Below are 14,901 nucleotides of genomic sequence, written 5' to 3'. Positions count from 1 at the left end.
TGCGGGCGGTGGGGGACGGGATGAGACTTGCGACATTGATCGGCTTTTCAGCCATCGCCATGTGGGCGCTTCTGGCGCTTTTCACTGCCCGGTCCGGCCAGGTTCCCCCATTCCAGCTCTCTGCCATGTGTTTTTCCATCGGTGCGTCCATCGGCCTTGTCTCCTGGCTATGGCGTCCGGGGGCGGCGCGGCATTTGCGCCAGCCGCCGGTGGTCTGGCTGGTGGGCGTTGCCGGGCTGTTCGGCTATCATTTTCTTTATTTCACGGCGCTGCGCAATGCGCCTGCGGTCGAGGCCAGCCTGATCGCCTATCTCTGGCCGCTGCTGATCGTTCTGGGGTCTGCCTTGATGCCGGGAGAACGGCTGCGCTGGTTTCATATTGCCGGAGCGCTGCTGGGGCTTGGCGGCACGGTGCTGATCGTCACCAAGGGCGGCGGGACAGGCTTCGAGGCGCGCTATGCTTTCGGTTATGCGATGGCGGGGCTATGCGCGTTCGCATGGGCTGGCTATTCACTGCTTTCGCGCCGTCTGGCGCATGTGCCGACCGATGCGGTGACGGGCTTTTGCGTGGCAACCGCCATTCTTTCGCTCATCTGCCATCTGGCGCTTGAACAGACGGTCTGGCCGCAGGGTGCGCTACAATGGCTTTGCGTTCTGGCATTGGGACTGCTGCCGGTGGGGGCCGCCTTCTATGCGTGGGATTTTGGCGTCAAGCGCGGCAATATTCAGGTGTTGGGAGCGGCAAGCTATGCCGCGCCGCTTCTTTCGACGCTGGTACTGATCGCAGCGGGGACGGCAGAGCCTTCCATGCGCATCCTTGCAGCCTGTGTGCTGATTACGGCAGGCGCTGCACTGGCGGCAAAAGACATGATTGCCTCGCGGCGCAGGCAGGCCGTTGCTGCCGAGTAGGCGTCAGTGTTTCAAACTTACACATTCGTCGTGATTACCGAGAATTTCGATGACGCGGCACTGGTTGATGCGGCCATGCGCCGTGCAATCGAGCATGCGCAATAGTTCCGTCTTTAATGCTGTAAGTCGCGCGATGCGGTGCTCCACATCGGCAAGTCGCGCGCTGGCAATGGCGTCGGCGGCGGCGCATGACTGGTCGGGAGTGTCCTGAAGGTTGAGAAGCGTGCGGATTGCATCCACCTCAAAGCCCAGATCGCGGGCATGGCGGATGAATAAAAGCCGCTCGATATCGCTTTTATCATAGAGACGGCGGTTTCCTTCACTGCGCGGCGGCGCCGGCAGAAGGCCGATCTGCTCATAATAGCGGATGGTAGGCACTTTCACGCCGCTGGCTTTCGAGGCTTCGCCGATCGAAACATTCGTGATCATTTTTCGCTTGCTCCTCTAGTCACTAGAGGATGTAGACCCAGATTCAGACAATTCAAGGGTTGGAAAATGAGCCATAGCGAACGCGTGCACAATCATCATCACGATCACGACAATTGCGGGCATAACGAGCATGCCACGGCAGCGGAAAAGCCGATAGGAGCGAGCGCAGCCAGTCTGCGCTTGCGGGTCGACGGCATGGACTGCGCTTCCTGTGCGGCCAAGATCGATAAGGCGGTGCGGCGGGTTTCCGGCGTCGAGGATGTGTCGGTTTCCGTCACCAATGGCACGATGATAGTCAACCACGACGGCTCGGCCCGTCTCGACGAGATCGCAGCGAAGGTGACGGCGCTTGGTTACAAGGCCGGTGCTCATTCTCCGGCGGATGCCGGTGCAGCATCGGCTCGCCCTGCGCGACCCGCACGCTGGTGGCAGACGGATAAGGGCCGGTTGATGCTGGCCTGTGGCGGCGGTCTCGTTGCCGCTTACGGTATCGGCCATCTCTATCCGTCAATCGCGCTGTGGGCCTTCACGGCAGCAATGCTGATCGGCCTGGTACCGATTGCACGCCGCGCCATCATGGCCGCGCTCAACGGCACGCCGTTTTCCATCGAAATGCTGATGACGATAGCCGCCGTGGGGGCGGTCTTCATCGGTGCGACCGAGGAAGCGGCAGCGGTCGTATTCCTGTTCCTCGTCGGCGAATTGCTCGAAGGCGTGGCCGCGGGCAAGGCGCGGGCGAGCATCCAGTCTTTGACCGCGCTGGTGCCGAAGACGGCCTTTATCGAAAGCAACGGGGCCACGCGGGAAGTGCCAGCGGACAGTCTGGTTGTGGGCGACGTGATTGCCGTGCGCCCCGGAGACCGCATGCCAGCCGATGGCGAGATCATTACGGGTGAGAGCGCTATCGATGAAGCGCCGGTGACGGGCGAAAGCACGCCGGTCGGCAAGGCGGCGGGCGATCATGTCTTTGCCGGTACCATCAATGGCGACGGACTTTTGCGCGTCAAGGTGACTGCTGCCGCTCAGGACAACACGATTGCCCGCGTCGTGCGGCTGGTGGAGGAAGCGCAGGAAGCCAAGGCCCCGACCGAACGCTTCATCAATCGCTTTTCACGCTGGTATACGCCAGGCGTGGTGGTGGTTGCGGCATTGGTCGCCATCCTGCCGCCGCTTGTCGGCGGCGGCATGTGGAGCGAATGGATTTACAAGGGTCTTGCCATCCTGCTGATCGGTTGTCCCTGTGCGCTGGTCATTTCAACGCCTGCGGCCATTGCCGCGTCGCTTTCATCGGGTGCGCGTCGCGGCCTGCTGATGAAGGGTGGTGCGGTACTGGAAACCATTGGCAAGATCACCACGGCCTGCTTCGACAAGACCGGTACGTTGACGCAGGGCAAGCCGAAAGTGACGGACGTTCTGGCAGGCGCCCTGCCGGAAGGCGAAGTGCTGCGTCTTGCTGCTTCGCTTGATGCAGGGTCCAGCCATCCATTGGCGCTGGCCATCGTGGCCGCTGCTGAAGAGCGGGGGCTGAAACTTTCGGGCATTAGCCAGAGCAGGGCCCATGGCGGCAAGGGTGTGTCCGGTGTTGCAGGGCAGTCGAAACTGTTTCTCGGTTCCCGTAAGGCTGCAAATGATATCGCGGTAATTCCCGACGAACTTGCGGCGCGGATTGCGGCCTGTAACGACGAGGGCAAGGCGGTTTCCGTTTTGGCTGTCGATGGCGGAATCGCCGGTGCAATTGCCATGCGTGACGAGCCGCGCGCCGATGCCATTGCGGGTCTTGAAAGGCTCAAGCAAGCAGGCATAAGCGTGCTCATGCTGACTGGCGACAATCGTCGCACGGCGGAAGCCATCGGCCACGATCTCGGTATCGAGGTGCGCGCCGAACTCATGCCCGAAGACAAGCAGCGCATTGTCGGCGAATTGCGCACCCAGGGGCAGATCGTCGCCAAGGTGGGCGACGGCATCAATGATGCGCCAGCGCTCGCTGCCGCCGATGTCGGCATCGCCATGGGCGGCGGGACGGATGTGGCGCTGGAGACGGCAGACGCTGCCGTTCTGCATGGCCGGGTTGGCGATGTTGCGGCGATGGCTGAGCTATCGAAACGCACCATGCGCAATATTCACCAGAACATCGCAATCGCGCTGGGGCTGAAGGCCGTATTCCTCGTGACCACCGTGCTGGGCATCACCGGCCTGTGGCCCGCCATCCTGGCTGATACCGGCGCAACAGTTCTGGTGACGATCAATGCGCTTCGCCTGTTGAGGCAACCGGATTGAAACCTGCGGGCTATTCCCCGATCAGCTCGCGGATGCGCTCGCTATATTTCTTGCCGAACTCGACATGCTCGGGGTTGATGTTTTTCACTTCATCGACAAGCTGGTCTTCTTCTTCCGCGTCAGCCGCGGCAAGCGCGCTCATCATGGCGAAATAGGCAAGGAGGTAGTCACGCGGTTTGATATTCTGAGCGTTCATCAGAGCCATCACCTGGGGGCGCGACTCGATGCTTCCTACCATGGAATCCATCGAAGGCTGAGCATCCTGGCCTTCCTCGGCTGTCGGGGAAAGCTGCATCTCTTCGAGTGCGGCATGGATTTTTTCCATACGGGTCAGAAGATCCTCGCTCAGCTTGAAGTTATTGATTTCTGCCGGGGTTTCCGGTGGAGTGGCAATCTCCAGAATATCCTCCGCCAGCGCCGCAGGGATGCAGAACGGCAGAACGGCAAGCGAAAGGCCGAAGAATGCGGCGCGGTTGAGGCTTTTGAAGCGGGACAGGTTCATCGTCTTCTCATCCTAAAACAGGTCTTTGCGCTTGCGGATTTCCGCAAACACGGCTTCGTCGGCAGCTTCCTGCAAGCCAAGGCGTGCGCGGATGCCGCCATCATGCCAGCGCAGGAAGGGATTGGTTGCCATTTCAAGGGCGATGGTGGTCGGAAGCGTCATCCGGTCCGCCGCGCGCAACCGGGCGATCTCGACGGCGCGTTCCTTCAGCGCTGAATTGCCTGGATCGATGGTGAGCGCGAAGCGTGCATTGCTTTCGGTATATTCATGGCCGCAATAGACCGCCGTGTCGCCGGGCAGGGCGATGAGCTTTTGTAGGGAGTGGAACATGGTAGCGGGATTGCCTTCGAACAGCCGCCCGCAACCCAATGCAAACAGCGTGTCGCCGGTAAAGACGGCCTTCGCTTCGGGTATATAATAGGAAATCTCGCCTGCCGTGTGGCCGGGCGTGGAGATGACTTGCACCTTGAACAGGCCGAAGGTGAATTCATCGCCATCCTCGACTGCGCGGTCGATGCCGGGGATTTTGGCCGCTTCGGCCTTGGGGCCGATAATACTGATGCCGAATTTGGCTTTCAGCACTTCATTAGCCTCTACATGGTCGAGGTGATGATGGGTGGTGAAGATGAAATCGAGCGTCCAGCCGCGCCGCTCCAGAGCCGCTTCGATGGCGCCCGCATCGGGCGCGTCGATGGATGCAGTCAGTTCGCTTTCTGGATCATGAATGAGAACGCCATAATTATCGCTGCGGCAGATGAATTGTTCGATATCGAGCCGTTTATCATCACTGCGGGGCATGGCGTTCTCCTCATTCATTCGGTTGGTGCTTGTTCCGGCAGACTGTGTTTTTGGATAAGCGGCATTTGTGAAAGCGTGAAAACAATGGTGATGGGCATGATGCCCCAAACCTTGAAGGCCACCCAGGCATCGGTCGAGAAATTGCGCCAGACAGCTTCATTGGCGACGGCCAGAAACAGAAAGAACACGCCCCAGCGGAAAGTGAGCTTGCGCCAGCCGTCCGCGTCGAGCTTGAAGGCTGAATCGAACACATAGCCGAGCAGGGATTTTCCGAAGAAAAGACCGCCGAGAAGAATCATGCCGAAAAGCGTATTGACGATGGTGGGCTTCATCTTGATGAAGGTCTCATTATGCAGCCACAGCGTCAGCGCGCCGAAGGCCAGAACCACGATGCCCGAAATCAGCGGCATGATGGGCAGCGTGCGGGTCATCGACCATGATGCCGCAAGCGCGATGACGGTTGCTACCATGAACAGTGCTGTCGCCAGAAAGATCGGCTCGCCGATCTGGCCCAGCACCGGGAAGCGTGCGATCAGGCTTTCGCCGCGCGCGTTGGCGAAGAAGAAGACCAGAAGCGGTCCCAGTTCCAGCGCCAGCTTGAGAAGCGGCGGAACTTCCTTGCGTTCGGCTTCGCTTTTCTGCGACGGATCGCGTTCGAAGACGTGATGCTCCATCAGGCAACTCCTGCAATGGCGCGGGCAAAATCCTTGGCCGCAAATGGTTCCAGATCGTCGATGCCTTCACCGACGCCAATGAAATAGACCGGCAGCTTATGCGTGGCGGAAATCGCCACCAGAATGCCGCCGCGCGCCGTGCCGTCAAGCTTGGTCATGACCAGGCCGTTAACGCCAGCGATATTCTTGAAAATCTCGACCTGATTGAGCGCATTCTGTCCTGTGGTGGCGTCGAGCGTCTGCAAGACTGTGTGCGGGGCTTCCGGGTCATGCTTGCCGAGAACGCGCACGATCTTGGCAAGCTCTTCCATCAGTTCGGCCTTATTCTGCAGACGGCCCGCCGTGTCGATGATCAGCACGTCGCTGCCTGCTTCCTTGGCTCTCTCCCAAGCGTCATAGGCAAGCCCCGCGGCATCAGCGCCAAGCTTGCTTGATACGACGGGCGCGCCGGTGCGCTCACCCCAGATGTGCAGTTGCTCGATGGCTGCGGCACGGAACGTATCGCCCGCCGCAAGCATGACTTTCAGGCCGCCTGCGGTAAGCTTTGCTGCAAGCTTGCCGATAGTTGTCGTCTTGCCAGTACCATTGACGCCGACGACGAGAATGACATGCGGTTTGTGCGAAAGATCAAGCTCCAGAGGCTGCGCCACGGGGCCGAGAACTTTTTCGATTTCCGCGCCCATGATGGCACGTACTTCGTCGCTGGAGACATCCTTGCCGTAACGGCTGGAAGACAGCGCGTCCGTCACGCGCATGGCGGTTTCAAGACCGAGATCGGCCTGAATGAGAACGTCTTCGAGGTCTTGCAGCGTGTCGTCATCGAGCTTGCGCTTGGTGAAAATGCCGCCGATGGAATCGCTGAGCGAGTTCGACGAACGGGCAAGGCCGTGCCGGAGACGCTCGAACCATGAAAGTTTGGGCTCCGGTGCCGCCTCTACGGGGGCCTCTTCCTGCTGCTCCTCGACGGCCTTGGTGACTTTCACCTTTTTGGGTCTGGCGGGCAGCTCAGGAGCGGGAGGGGCTTCGGGAGCAATCGGTTCGGGGGCGGGCGGTTCCATTACCGGAGGCTGCTCGATCGCAATTTCGATCTCGGCGACGGGATGTTCGGGTTCGCGCTCTTCCTGTGGCTCCGGTTGGGGCTCAGGCTCGGAAGCAGAGGTTTCGGCGGGTGTTTCGGGTGCTGGAGGAGCTTCCGTCTCCACGGTGTCGGGAGCGGGTTGCTCGTCCGGCTTTTCCTCGACCTCCTTCTTGCCGAAGGAGAACATTTTCTTGATGAAACCGATTGCCATGAATTCCGATGCCTTATCTAAGCCGCTTGCGACTCTGCCTAACGGGTGAGGAGCTTTTCGCCGTCATGGCCTGTCACGTTACGTTCGATGATTTCGCCAGGGTTCCCCTGATCGACAGCGGCAAGCGTGAAGCCTTCAGTACGGGCGATGCCTTCTTTCTCGATCAGCAATTGCTGCTGCGTGCCGGTGAGCGAGATGAGATGTTTTTGATAGGCGTCTTCACCCGCTTTGCGCAGGCGTGCGGCGCGTTCCTTGACGATCTCGCGGCGCACTTGCGGCATGCGTGCAGCAGGTGTGCCTTCGCGTGGGCTATAGGGAAAGACGTGCAGATGGGTGAGGCCGCATTCCTCGACAATTTTGAGCGAGTTTGCGAACATTTCCTCGGTTTCGGTGGGGAAACCGGCAATGAGGTCGGCGCCGAACACCATGTCGGGGCGAAGCTTGCGCACTTCTTCACAAAACGCAATTGAATCGTCGCGCAGATGGCGGCGCTTCATGCGCTTCAAAATCATGTCGTCGCCCGCCTGAAGCGACAGGTGCAGATGCGGCATCAGGCGCTTTTCATTGGCGATGGCATCCATCAGGTCGTCGTCCGCTTCGATGGAATCGATGGAAGACAAGCGCAGCCGCTGCAAATCGGGCACCTGAGCCAGAACCGTCTTCACCAGCTTGCCGAGGCGAAGATTGCCGGGAAGGTCCGGGCCGTAGGAGGTCATGTCCACACCGGTCAGCACCACTTCCGCGTAACCGTTTCCGACCAGCCGCTTGACCTGATCGACGACGCCGCCCATGGGCACGGACCGCGAATTGCCGCGGCCATAGGGGATAATGCAGAAAGTGCAGCGATGGTCGCAGCCGTTCTGCACCTGCACGAAAGCGCGCGCGCGACCTTCGATGGCGTCCACCATATGGCTAGCGGTTTCGCGCACTTCCATAATGTCGTTGACGCGGACCTTCTCGAACTGGTTGACGCCGAAATCGGGCAGCATCCGGTAGGAATTGGATTTCAGCTTTTCCTCATTGCCCAAAATGAGGTCTACTTCGTCCATGGCCTCGAATTTTCCGGCTTCGGTCTGGGCGGCGCAGCCGGTGACGATGATACGCGCTTGTGGGTTATCGCGGCGCGCTTTGCGGATTGCCTGACGTGCCTGACGCACCGCTTCCGCCGTTACCGCGCAGGTATTGAAGATGATCGCGCCGTCTTTGAGTTCGCCAAGTCCGGCGGTGTCGGCCTCGCGCTTCATCACCTCGGATTCATAGGTGTTGAGGCGGCATCCGAATGTTACGATTTCGACGCTCATCAGGCTGCTCCCCGGCTGGCGTTGCGGCTCCATGCGCCGGTTGCCGGATCTAAGCTGCCGTCAAATTCCCATTCGGCGGGGCCGGTCATCATGACGTGGTCATCGTCCCGCCATTCGATTCTGAGTGGTCCACCGGGAACATTAACCGTGAGCTTGCGTTCGGTGCGCCCGGTGCGAGCGGCGGAAACGGCGGCGGCGCAGGCGGCGGAACCGCAGGCGCGCGTCAGTCCGGCACCGCGCTCCCATGTGCGCATATCCATGCTTTCGCGCGATGTTACGCGGGCAATCGAAATATTGGCGCGCTCGGGGAAGATCGGATCATGTTCGAGCACAGGCCCGTATTCGTCGAGCGCATAGGACCAAACATCGTTCTCGACCCAGAAGATTGCATGCGGATTACCCATGGACGCAATCGAAGGTGATTGCAGGACGGGGACATTGGCGGGACCGGCGGCAAGATCGATTGCGCGTGTGTCTTTGACTTCATGCGCCAGCGGGATTTCCTGCCAGCCGAAATGTGGCTTGCCCATATCCACCGTAATCAGGCCGTCTTCATGTTCATTGGCGGTCAGAATGCCGGCGAGCGTCTCGAAAGTGAAATCATGCCTGCCGCTTTCACGCGACAGCCATTGCACCACGCAGCGCGTGCCATTGCCGCAGGCCTGCGCCTGCGTGCCGTCGCAATTGATGATCTCGATATAGTAATCGGTGCCGGGCGTCCTGGAATCGTGGATCGCCATGATCTGGTCGAATGCGGTTTCGCTTTCGCCCGCCAGACGGATTGCTGCGGCGGGTGCAATCCGGTCGGCGCGCCCGCGCATATCGACAACAATGATCTTGTTGCCCAATCCGTTCATCTTGGCGAAGACTGCCTTGTTCATCGGTGGTTCCTGTAACGTCAGGCGCTCTAACTTTGCTGGAGATGCTCTATATGGCGGAAAAGCCCGCAAATTGCCAGTGCTGGAGATGTGCCGGCAAGTGATTGGCGGAAGGCCCGTTTATTCGGCATTTTCGCGGACTATTGCAGAAAAACTGTGACCTTCCTGCCCCATTGTCAAAATTTGTAAGTGGTTTCAAGCCTTCTTGATCGGTTTGTGCTCGGATTTGCCGTGCAGTGCAGTTGATTTTTTAACCATATAGCCATTTTATCGGTGCAATATTGTTTTTAGGTCAGGCTTTCTGCAAGCGAAAGCAGGCAGTGCGCGGGGTTGTCCCCCCGATCGAATTCGGCCCCGGCATCACGATAGAAATGGAGAACCAGATGGGAATTTCAAAAGCAAGTTTGCTCGGCATTGCTGCGGCTGGCGTCATACTGGCCGGTTGCCAAAGCTCCCGGGTTGGAAGTTTCGACAATGCATCGCCGCCTCCGCCTGCACCATTGCGGCCTGCTCCGTCAGGCACCGTGCAGAAGGGCAGTCTCAATCCCAATCCCAATCCTACGCAGTTCCCGACGCCGCCAGTCACCGAAACTGCACCGCAGGATAGCGGAACGCAGATGGCAAGCCTGCCGCCGGAATCGGCTCCTGATCTGACGCCAGGATCGGTCGCAGGCGTGTGGAACGCCAACCTTGCCGGACAGAGCTGCAAGATCGCTACCCCGCAGACCAAATATGGTCAGGGCTTCCGCGCGGGTCCGCTGCGCTGCCCCGGCGAGCTTGCAAGCCTTGCCTCATGGGCTGTGAACGGCAAGCAGCTCTCGCTCTATGACGCCAATGGCGGGACGGTGGCTACGCTTTACTCCTCCGGCCAGAGCCGCTTCGACGGACAGACCGTGGCGGGACAGGCGCTTTCTCTTTCCCGTTGATTTGATATTACAGCACGGCGCGGGGCGGGGCGGTTAAAATCGCTCCGCCATATTTTGATGAAGGGTTTTGGACGCAACCTATCATGTCTTTTGACGGCAATCTGAAAGCCTTTCCCTCTTTGCGCGAGCATTATGACGCCATGGTGCAGGCGGGCGATGTCGATGGCGACCCCGCCCAGCGCGGCCTCACCGATCGATATGACCGCCTGATCGAGGAAATCTGCACCAGGCGGCTGTCGCGAAAATCGAGCGCTCTGGGCTGGCTGTTTGGCAAGCGCAAGGACGCCACCGCCATCGTCAAGGGGCTTTATGTCCATGGCGAGGTCGGGCGGGGCAAGACCATGCTGATGGACATGTTCTTCCAGCTCTTGCCCATCGAGCGCAAGCGGCGCGCGCATTTCAACGATTTCATGGCCGATGTGCATGAGCGCATCTATGCGCACCGGCAGGCGCACAAGCGCGGTGAGACCAAACAGGACGATCCGATTCCGCCGGTGGCGGATGCGCTCAGCCAGCAGGCGTGGGTGCTGTGTTTCGACGAGTTCACCGTCACCGATATTGCCGATGCGATGATCCTGTCGCGGCTGTTCAGCGCCCTTTTCGCGCGCGGCGTGGTGCTGGTGGCGACCTCGAACGTTGCGCCCGACAATCTTTATCGCGACGGGCTGAACCGCCAGCTTTTCCTGCCTTTCGTGCAGGTTCTCAAGCAGCATGTCGATGTGATCAATCTCGATTCGCGCACTGATTACCGGCTGGAAAAACTCGACCGCCAGCCAGTCTACCTCACGCCGCTGGGGCTGGAGACGACCAAGCGCATGAATGTCGCATGGGCGAACCACAAGAACGGCACTCCTGAAAAGCCCGATGTGATCCATATCAAGGGCCGCGAGATCGAAGTCCGGCATACGGTTGCGGGTGCTGCGCGCTTCACCTTCGATGAGCTTTGCGCCAGACCGCTGGCGGCGTCGGATTATATTGCCATCGTCAAACGCTATCCGACACTGTTCATCGATGATGTTCCGGTGCTCGACTATACGCGCCGCAATGAGGCCAAGCGCTTCATCCTGCTCATCGACGTGCTTTACGATCACCATGCGCAGCTGTTCGTTTCCGCTGATGCGCCGCCGGAAAAACTCTATCAGGCGCGGCACGGCACCGAAGCCTTCGAGTTCGACCGCACCGCATCGCGCCTTTTTGAAATGCAGAGCGCGGAATATCTCTCCCGGATTCCCGAGGATGCGGCCTGACAGGGGCGGATCATCATCTGATTGCCACAGACTGGACTTATATCGCTCGTGAGCTATCTTGACCGTCGGCAAAACCGACCGGTGAGGCCGGGCAGGACATAGGGTGGTTGGCCATGTGGAGGAAACGAAGACTCGCCTATCGTGTGTCATAGGCGAGGGAGTGGGATTGTTTTCATTTTGCCAATTTATCTTACGTTTACGTAAGAACATATAATTCTAACCGATTGAAAACATTGGTCGCAAAATAATGAGTTGAGTTTTTTTGCAAAGAGTCCTATCGAACCCTCGCAACGCAGACGCGTTTCCGGCAGGCTTCCGGACGGCTTCATGCGTTTCTGGATCAAACTTGAGGAAAGAAACAATCATGGCACGCAACAAGATTGCCCTCATCGGCTCCGGCATGATCGGCGGCACGCTCGCTCATCTGGCTGGTCTGAAGGAACTCGGCGACGTCGTCCTTTTCGATATTGCGGAAGGTACTCCGCAAGGCAAGGGACTGGATATTGCAGAATCTTCACCCGTTGACGGTTTTGATGCGAAGTTCACCGGTGCAAACGACTATGCCGCGATCGAAGGCGCAGACGTTGTCATCGTCACCGCAGGTGTGCCGCGCAAACCGGGCATGAGCCGCGACGATCTTCTGGGCATCAACCTGAAGGTCATGGAACAGGTCGGCGCAGGCATCAAGAAATATGCCCCTGACGCTTTCGTCATCTGCATCACCAACCCGCTCGACGCGATGGTGTGGGCCTTGCAGAAATTCTCCGGCCTGCCCGCCCACAAGGTCGTCGGCATGGCTGGCGTGCTCGACTCGGCCCGGTTTCGTTATTTCCTCTCGGAAGAATTCGACGTGTCGGTTGAAGATGTCACCGCATTCGTGCTCGGCGGTCATGGCGACTCAATGGTTCCGCTGGCTCGCTACTCGACGGTTGCCGGCATTCCGCTGCCGGATCTGGTCAAGATGGGCTGGACCAGCCAGGACAAGCTCGACAAGATCATCCAGCGCACCCGTGACGGCGGCGCGGAAATCGTGGGCCTGCTCAAGACCGGCTCTGCATTCTACGCCCCGGCTGCTTCCGCCATCCAGATGGCCGAATCCTACCTCAAGGACAAGAAGCGCGTTCTGCCCGTCGCAGCGCAACTCACCGGTCAGTATGGCGTCAAGGACATGTATGTCGGCGTTCCGACCGTGATCGGTGCCAACGGCGTCGAACGCATCATCGAGATTGATCTCGACAAGGACGAGAAGGCCGAATTTGACAAGTCGGTCGCCTCGGTTGCCGGTCTTTGCGAAGCCTGCATCGGCATTGCTCCGTCGCTGAAATAAATTCCAGACAAGGCCGGATCGCTGCATGAGCAGTTCCGGCCTTTTCCGGCTGTCAATCCGTAGAGGACAACCAGATGAATATTCACGAATATCAGGCCAAGCGCCTGCTGCACACCTACGGCGCACCGATCGCCAACGGCGTGGCTGTCTATTCCGTCGAACAGGCGGAAGAGTGGGCAAAGACGCTTCCCGGACCGCTTTATGTCGTCAAGAGCCAGATTCACGCTGGCGGACGCGGCAAGGGCAAGTTCAAGGAGCTGTCCGAAGATGCCAAGGGCGGCGTGCGCCTCGCCAAATCTGTCGATGAAGTGGTTGCCCATGCGAAGGAAATGCTCGGCAACACGCTTGTCACTAAGCAGACCGGCGAAGCCGGCAAGCAGGTCAACCGTCTTTACATCGAAGACGGTGCCGACATCGAGCGTGAGCTTTATCTCTCGATCCTGATCGACCGCACGGTCGGCCGTCCGGCTTTTGTCGTTTCGACCGAAGGCGGCATGGATATTGAAGCCGTGGCCGAGGAAACCCCTGAAAAGATCATCACGGTCGCCATCGATCCCGCCAAGGGCGTGACCGATGCGGACGCTGCCAAGCTCGCCGATGCGCTGAAGCTTGAAGGTGAAGCCCGTGAAGACGGCCTCAAGCTGTTCCCGATCCTCTACAAGGCCTTCACCGAGAAGGATATGAGCCTTCTGGAAATCAACCCGCTGATCGTCATGACCAATGGTCGCGTGCGCGTTCTCGATGCCAAGGTATCGTTCGATGGCAATGCACTGTTCCGTCATGCGGACATTCAGGAGCTGCGCGATCTGTCGGAAGAAGACGAAAAGGAAATCGAGGCTTCCAAGCACGATCTCGCTTACGTCGCTCTTGATGGCAACATCGGCTGCATGGTCAACGGCGCAGGCCTTGCCATGGCAACCATGGACATCATCAAGCTCTATGGCGCAGAACCTGCCAACTTCCTCGATGTTGGCGGCGGCGCTACCAAGGAGAAAGTAACGTCGGCGTTCAAGATCATCACCGCTGATCCGGCTGTCCAGGGTATTCTGGTAAACATCTTCGGCGGCATCATGAAGTGCGACGTGATCGCTGAAGGCGTTATCGCTGCGGTCAAGGAAGTCGGCCTCAAGGTTCCATTGGTTGTCCGTCTTGAAGGCACCAATGTGGAGCTCGGCAAGAAGATCATCAACGAGAGCGGCCTCAACGTTATTTCGGCCGACGATCTCGACGATGCGGCGCAGAAGATCGTCGCTGCAGTGAAGGGGAATTAAGGCATGTCCATTCTCGTCAACAAGGACACCAAGGTTCTCGTACAGGGCCTGACCGGCAAGACCGGTACTTTCCACACCGAACAGGCGCTTGCCTATTACGGCACGCAGATGGTCGGCGGCGTTCATCCGAAAAAGGGTGGAGCAACCTGGGAAGGCTCGAAGGGCGAAAGCCTGCCGATCTTCGCAACCGTTGCCGAAGGCAAGGAACGCACGGGTGCCGATGCTTCCGTGATCTATGTTCCGCCAGCAGGTGCTGCGGATGCGATCATCGAAGCCATTGAAGCCGAAATCGGTTTCATCGTCTGCATCACCGAAGGCATTCCGGTCATGGACATGGTTCGCGTCAAGGAGCGTCTGGAACGCTCGAAGTCGCGCCTGCTCGGACCCAACTGCCCCGGCATCCTGACCCCCGAAGAATGCAAGATCGGCATCATGCCGGGCAATATCTTCAAGAAGGGTTCGGTCGGTGTTGTATCGCGCTCCGGCACACTTACCTATGAAGCAGTGTTCCAGACCACCAATGAAGGTCTGGGCCAGACCACTGCTGTCGGTATCGGCGGCGATCCGGTCAAGGGCACCGAATTCATCGACGTGCTGGAAATGTTCCTGGCCGACGACGAAACCAAGTCGATCGTCATGATCGGCGAAATCGGCGGCTCGGCTGAAGAAGATGCGGCGCAGTTCATCAAGGATGAAGCAAAGCGCGGTCGCTCGAAGCCGATGGTCGGCTTTATCGCGGGTCGTACCGCACCGGAAGGCCGCACCATGGGCCATGCCGGTGCCGTGATTTCCGGCGGCAAGGGCGGTGCGGAAGACAAGATCGCTGCGATGGAAGAGGCGGGCATTCGCGTGTCGCCGTCGCCCGCGCAGCTTGGCAAGACGCTGGTCGAAGTCCTCAAGGGCTAAGATCGCGGATCGTTGTGAATATCCCGGCAGTGGCGAAAGCTGCTGCCGGGTTTGGCGTAAAAGCCGGATTTCCGGTTACGATATTGTGGATAGCGGGGATGGCCCGTTTTCCGACGCAATGTCAAAGCATGAGTTGAGTTGTGCCGGGGCTGTTGCGGTTCCACCCTG

General features: G+C 59.2%; 13 protein-coding genes and 1 pseudogene. 7 read left to right on the top strand and 7 right to left on the bottom strand.

Translation table 11 applies throughout. From position 1 onward, the window contains the following. The first annotated feature begins 20 nt into the window (after nt 1–20). On the top strand, nt 21–908 hold the full coding sequence (gene yddG / locus KUG47_RS00565; RefSeq protein WP_217676013.1) for an aromatic amino acid exporter YddG: 888 nt from the start codon (nt 21–23) through the stop codon (nt 906–908). A gap of 3 nt (nt 909–911) precedes the next feature. Here the strand turns inward: yddG and KUG47_RS00560 are convergent, their stop codons facing one another. Continuing rightward, on the bottom strand, nt 912–1,337 hold the full coding sequence (locus tag KUG47_RS00560; protein ID WP_254799231.1) for a MerR family transcriptional regulator: 426 nt from the start codon (nt 1,335–1,337) through the stop codon (nt 912–914). Between the two features lie 84 nt (nt 1,338–1,421). Here KUG47_RS00560 and KUG47_RS00555 point away from each other — a divergent pair. Next, nucleotides 1,422–3,614: pseudogene (locus KUG47_RS00555) on the top strand (heavy metal translocating P-type ATPase); the annotation flags it as partial. Between the two features lie 10 nt (nt 3,615–3,624). Here the strand turns inward: KUG47_RS00555 and KUG47_RS00550 are convergent. From KUG47_RS00550 to dapF, 6 genes are read right to left on the bottom strand one after another with little or no spacing between them, the layout of a single operon-like run. Then, nucleotides 3,625–4,116: a hypothetical protein gene (locus KUG47_RS00550; protein WP_217676012.1), complete on the bottom strand. Its 492-nt coding sequence runs from the start codon at nt 4,114–4,116 to the stop codon at nt 3,625–3,627. Nucleotides 4,117–4,128: 12 nt separating this feature from the next. Then, nucleotides 4,129–4,914, bottom strand: a complete 786-nt coding sequence (gene gloB / locus KUG47_RS00545; RefSeq protein WP_217676011.1) for a hydroxyacylglutathione hydrolase — start codon at nt 4,912–4,914, stop codon at nt 4,129–4,131. A gap of 14 nt (nt 4,915–4,928) precedes the next feature. Beyond that, entirely contained in the window at nt 4,929–5,588 is a 660-nt protein-coding gene (locus tag KUG47_RS00540; protein ID WP_217676010.1) for a septation protein A, read from the bottom strand. Then, the gene (ftsY, locus tag KUG47_RS00535; RefSeq protein ID WP_217676009.1) at nt 5,588–6,877 is read right to left on the bottom strand and encodes a signal recognition particle-docking protein FtsY; all 1,290 of its coding nucleotides are present in this window, start codon (nt 6,875–6,877) and stop codon (nt 5,588–5,590) included. Before ftsY ends, KUG47_RS00540 begins: the two co-directional genes overlap by 1 nt. Nucleotides 6,878–6,915: 38 nt before the next feature. Next, the gene (gene mtaB / locus KUG47_RS00530; RefSeq protein WP_217676008.1) at nt 6,916–8,178 is read right to left on the bottom strand and encodes a tRNA (N(6)-L-threonylcarbamoyladenosine(37)-C(2))-methylthiotransferase MtaB; all 1,263 of its coding nucleotides are present in this window, start codon (nt 8,176–8,178) and stop codon (nt 6,916–6,918) included. After that, nucleotides 8,178–9,059, bottom strand: a complete 882-nt coding sequence (gene dapF / locus KUG47_RS00525; RefSeq protein ID WP_217676007.1) for a diaminopimelate epimerase — start codon at nt 9,057–9,059, stop codon at nt 8,178–8,180. The genes mtaB and dapF overlap by 1 nt, the downstream gene beginning before the upstream one ends. A 380-nt stretch (nt 9,060–9,439) precedes the next feature. Here dapF and KUG47_RS00520 point away from each other — a divergent pair, with 380 nt between their 5' ends. The 5 genes from KUG47_RS00520 (at nt 9,440) to sucD (ending at nt 14,733) form a co-directional block, all read left to right on the top strand. Then, the gene (locus KUG47_RS00520) at nt 9,440–9,982 is read left to right on the top strand and encodes a protease inhibitor Inh/omp19 family protein (protein WP_217676006.1); all 543 of its coding nucleotides are present in this window, start codon (nt 9,440–9,442) and stop codon (nt 9,980–9,982) included. 83 nt (nt 9,983–10,065) lie between these two features. Further along, nucleotides 10,066–11,229 (top strand): cell division protein ZapE, encoded by a 1,164-nt coding sequence (gene zapE, locus KUG47_RS00515; RefSeq protein ID WP_217676005.1) that lies wholly within the window; start codon nt 10,066–10,068, stop codon nt 11,227–11,229. A gap of 364 nt (nt 11,230–11,593) precedes the next feature. Then, nucleotides 11,594–12,556, top strand: a complete 963-nt coding sequence (gene mdh, locus KUG47_RS00510; RefSeq protein WP_217676004.1) for a malate dehydrogenase — start codon at nt 11,594–11,596, stop codon at nt 12,554–12,556. Nucleotides 12,557–12,630: 74 nt separating this feature from the next. Beyond that, nucleotides 12,631–13,827, top strand: coding sequence for an ADP-forming succinate--CoA ligase subunit beta (sucC, locus tag KUG47_RS00505; protein WP_217676003.1), 1,197 nt, complete (start codon nt 12,631–12,633; stop codon nt 13,825–13,827). Nucleotides 13,828–13,830: 3 nt separating this feature from the next. Then, nucleotides 13,831–14,733, top strand: a complete 903-nt coding sequence (gene sucD, locus KUG47_RS00500; RefSeq protein ID WP_217676002.1) for a succinate--CoA ligase subunit alpha — start codon at nt 13,831–13,833, stop codon at nt 14,731–14,733. The last annotated feature ends 168 nt before the right edge of the window (nt 14,734–14,901 follow it).

This window comes from Falsochrobactrum tianjinense (assembly GCF_019100495.1).
GTDB classification, from domain to species: Bacteria; Pseudomonadota; Alphaproteobacteria; order Rhizobiales; family Rhizobiaceae; genus Brucella; species Brucella tianjinense.
This window is presented reverse-complemented; position numbering and strand designations above follow the sequence as displayed.

Coding starts and splice junctions, on each gene's coding strand:
- dapF (WP_217676007.1), bottom strand. CDS start 9,059: ATGAACAAGGCAGTCTTCGCCAAGATGAACGGATTGGGCAACAAGATC.
- KUG47_RS00520 (WP_217676006.1), top strand. CDS start 9,440: ATGGGAATTTCAAAAGCAAGTTTGCTCGGCATTGCTGCGGCTGGCGTC.
- zapE (WP_217676005.1), top strand. CDS start 10,066: ATGTCTTTTGACGGCAATCTGAAAGCCTTTCCCTCTTTGCGCGAGCAT.
- KUG47_RS00560 (WP_254799231.1), bottom strand. CDS start 1,337: ATGATCACGAATGTTTCGATCGGCGAAGCCTCGAAAGCCAGCGGCGTG.
- sucD (WP_217676002.1), top strand. CDS start 13,831: ATGTCCATTCTCGTCAACAAGGACACCAAGGTTCTCGTACAGGGCCTG.
- KUG47_RS00540 (WP_217676010.1), bottom strand. CDS start 5,588: ATGGAGCATCACGTCTTCGAACGCGATCCGTCGCAGAAAAGCGAAGCC.
- KUG47_RS00550 (WP_217676012.1), bottom strand. CDS start 4,116: ATGAACCTGTCCCGCTTCAAAAGCCTCAACCGCGCCGCATTCTTCGGC.
- gloB (WP_217676011.1), bottom strand. CDS start 4,914: ATGCCCCGCAGTGATGATAAACGGCTCGATATCGAACAATTCATCTGC.
- ftsY (WP_217676009.1), bottom strand. CDS start 6,877: ATGGCAATCGGTTTCATCAAGAAAATGTTCTCCTTCGGCAAGAAGGAG.
- sucC (WP_217676003.1), top strand. CDS start 12,631: ATGAATATTCACGAATATCAGGCCAAGCGCCTGCTGCACACCTACGGC.
- mtaB (WP_217676008.1), bottom strand. CDS start 8,178: ATGAGCGTCGAAATCGTAACATTCGGATGCCGCCTCAACACCTATGAA.
- yddG (WP_217676013.1), top strand. CDS start 21: ATGAGACTTGCGACATTGATCGGCTTTTCAGCCATCGCCATGTGGGCG.
- mdh (WP_217676004.1), top strand. CDS start 11,594: ATGGCACGCAACAAGATTGCCCTCATCGGCTCCGGCATGATCGGCGGC.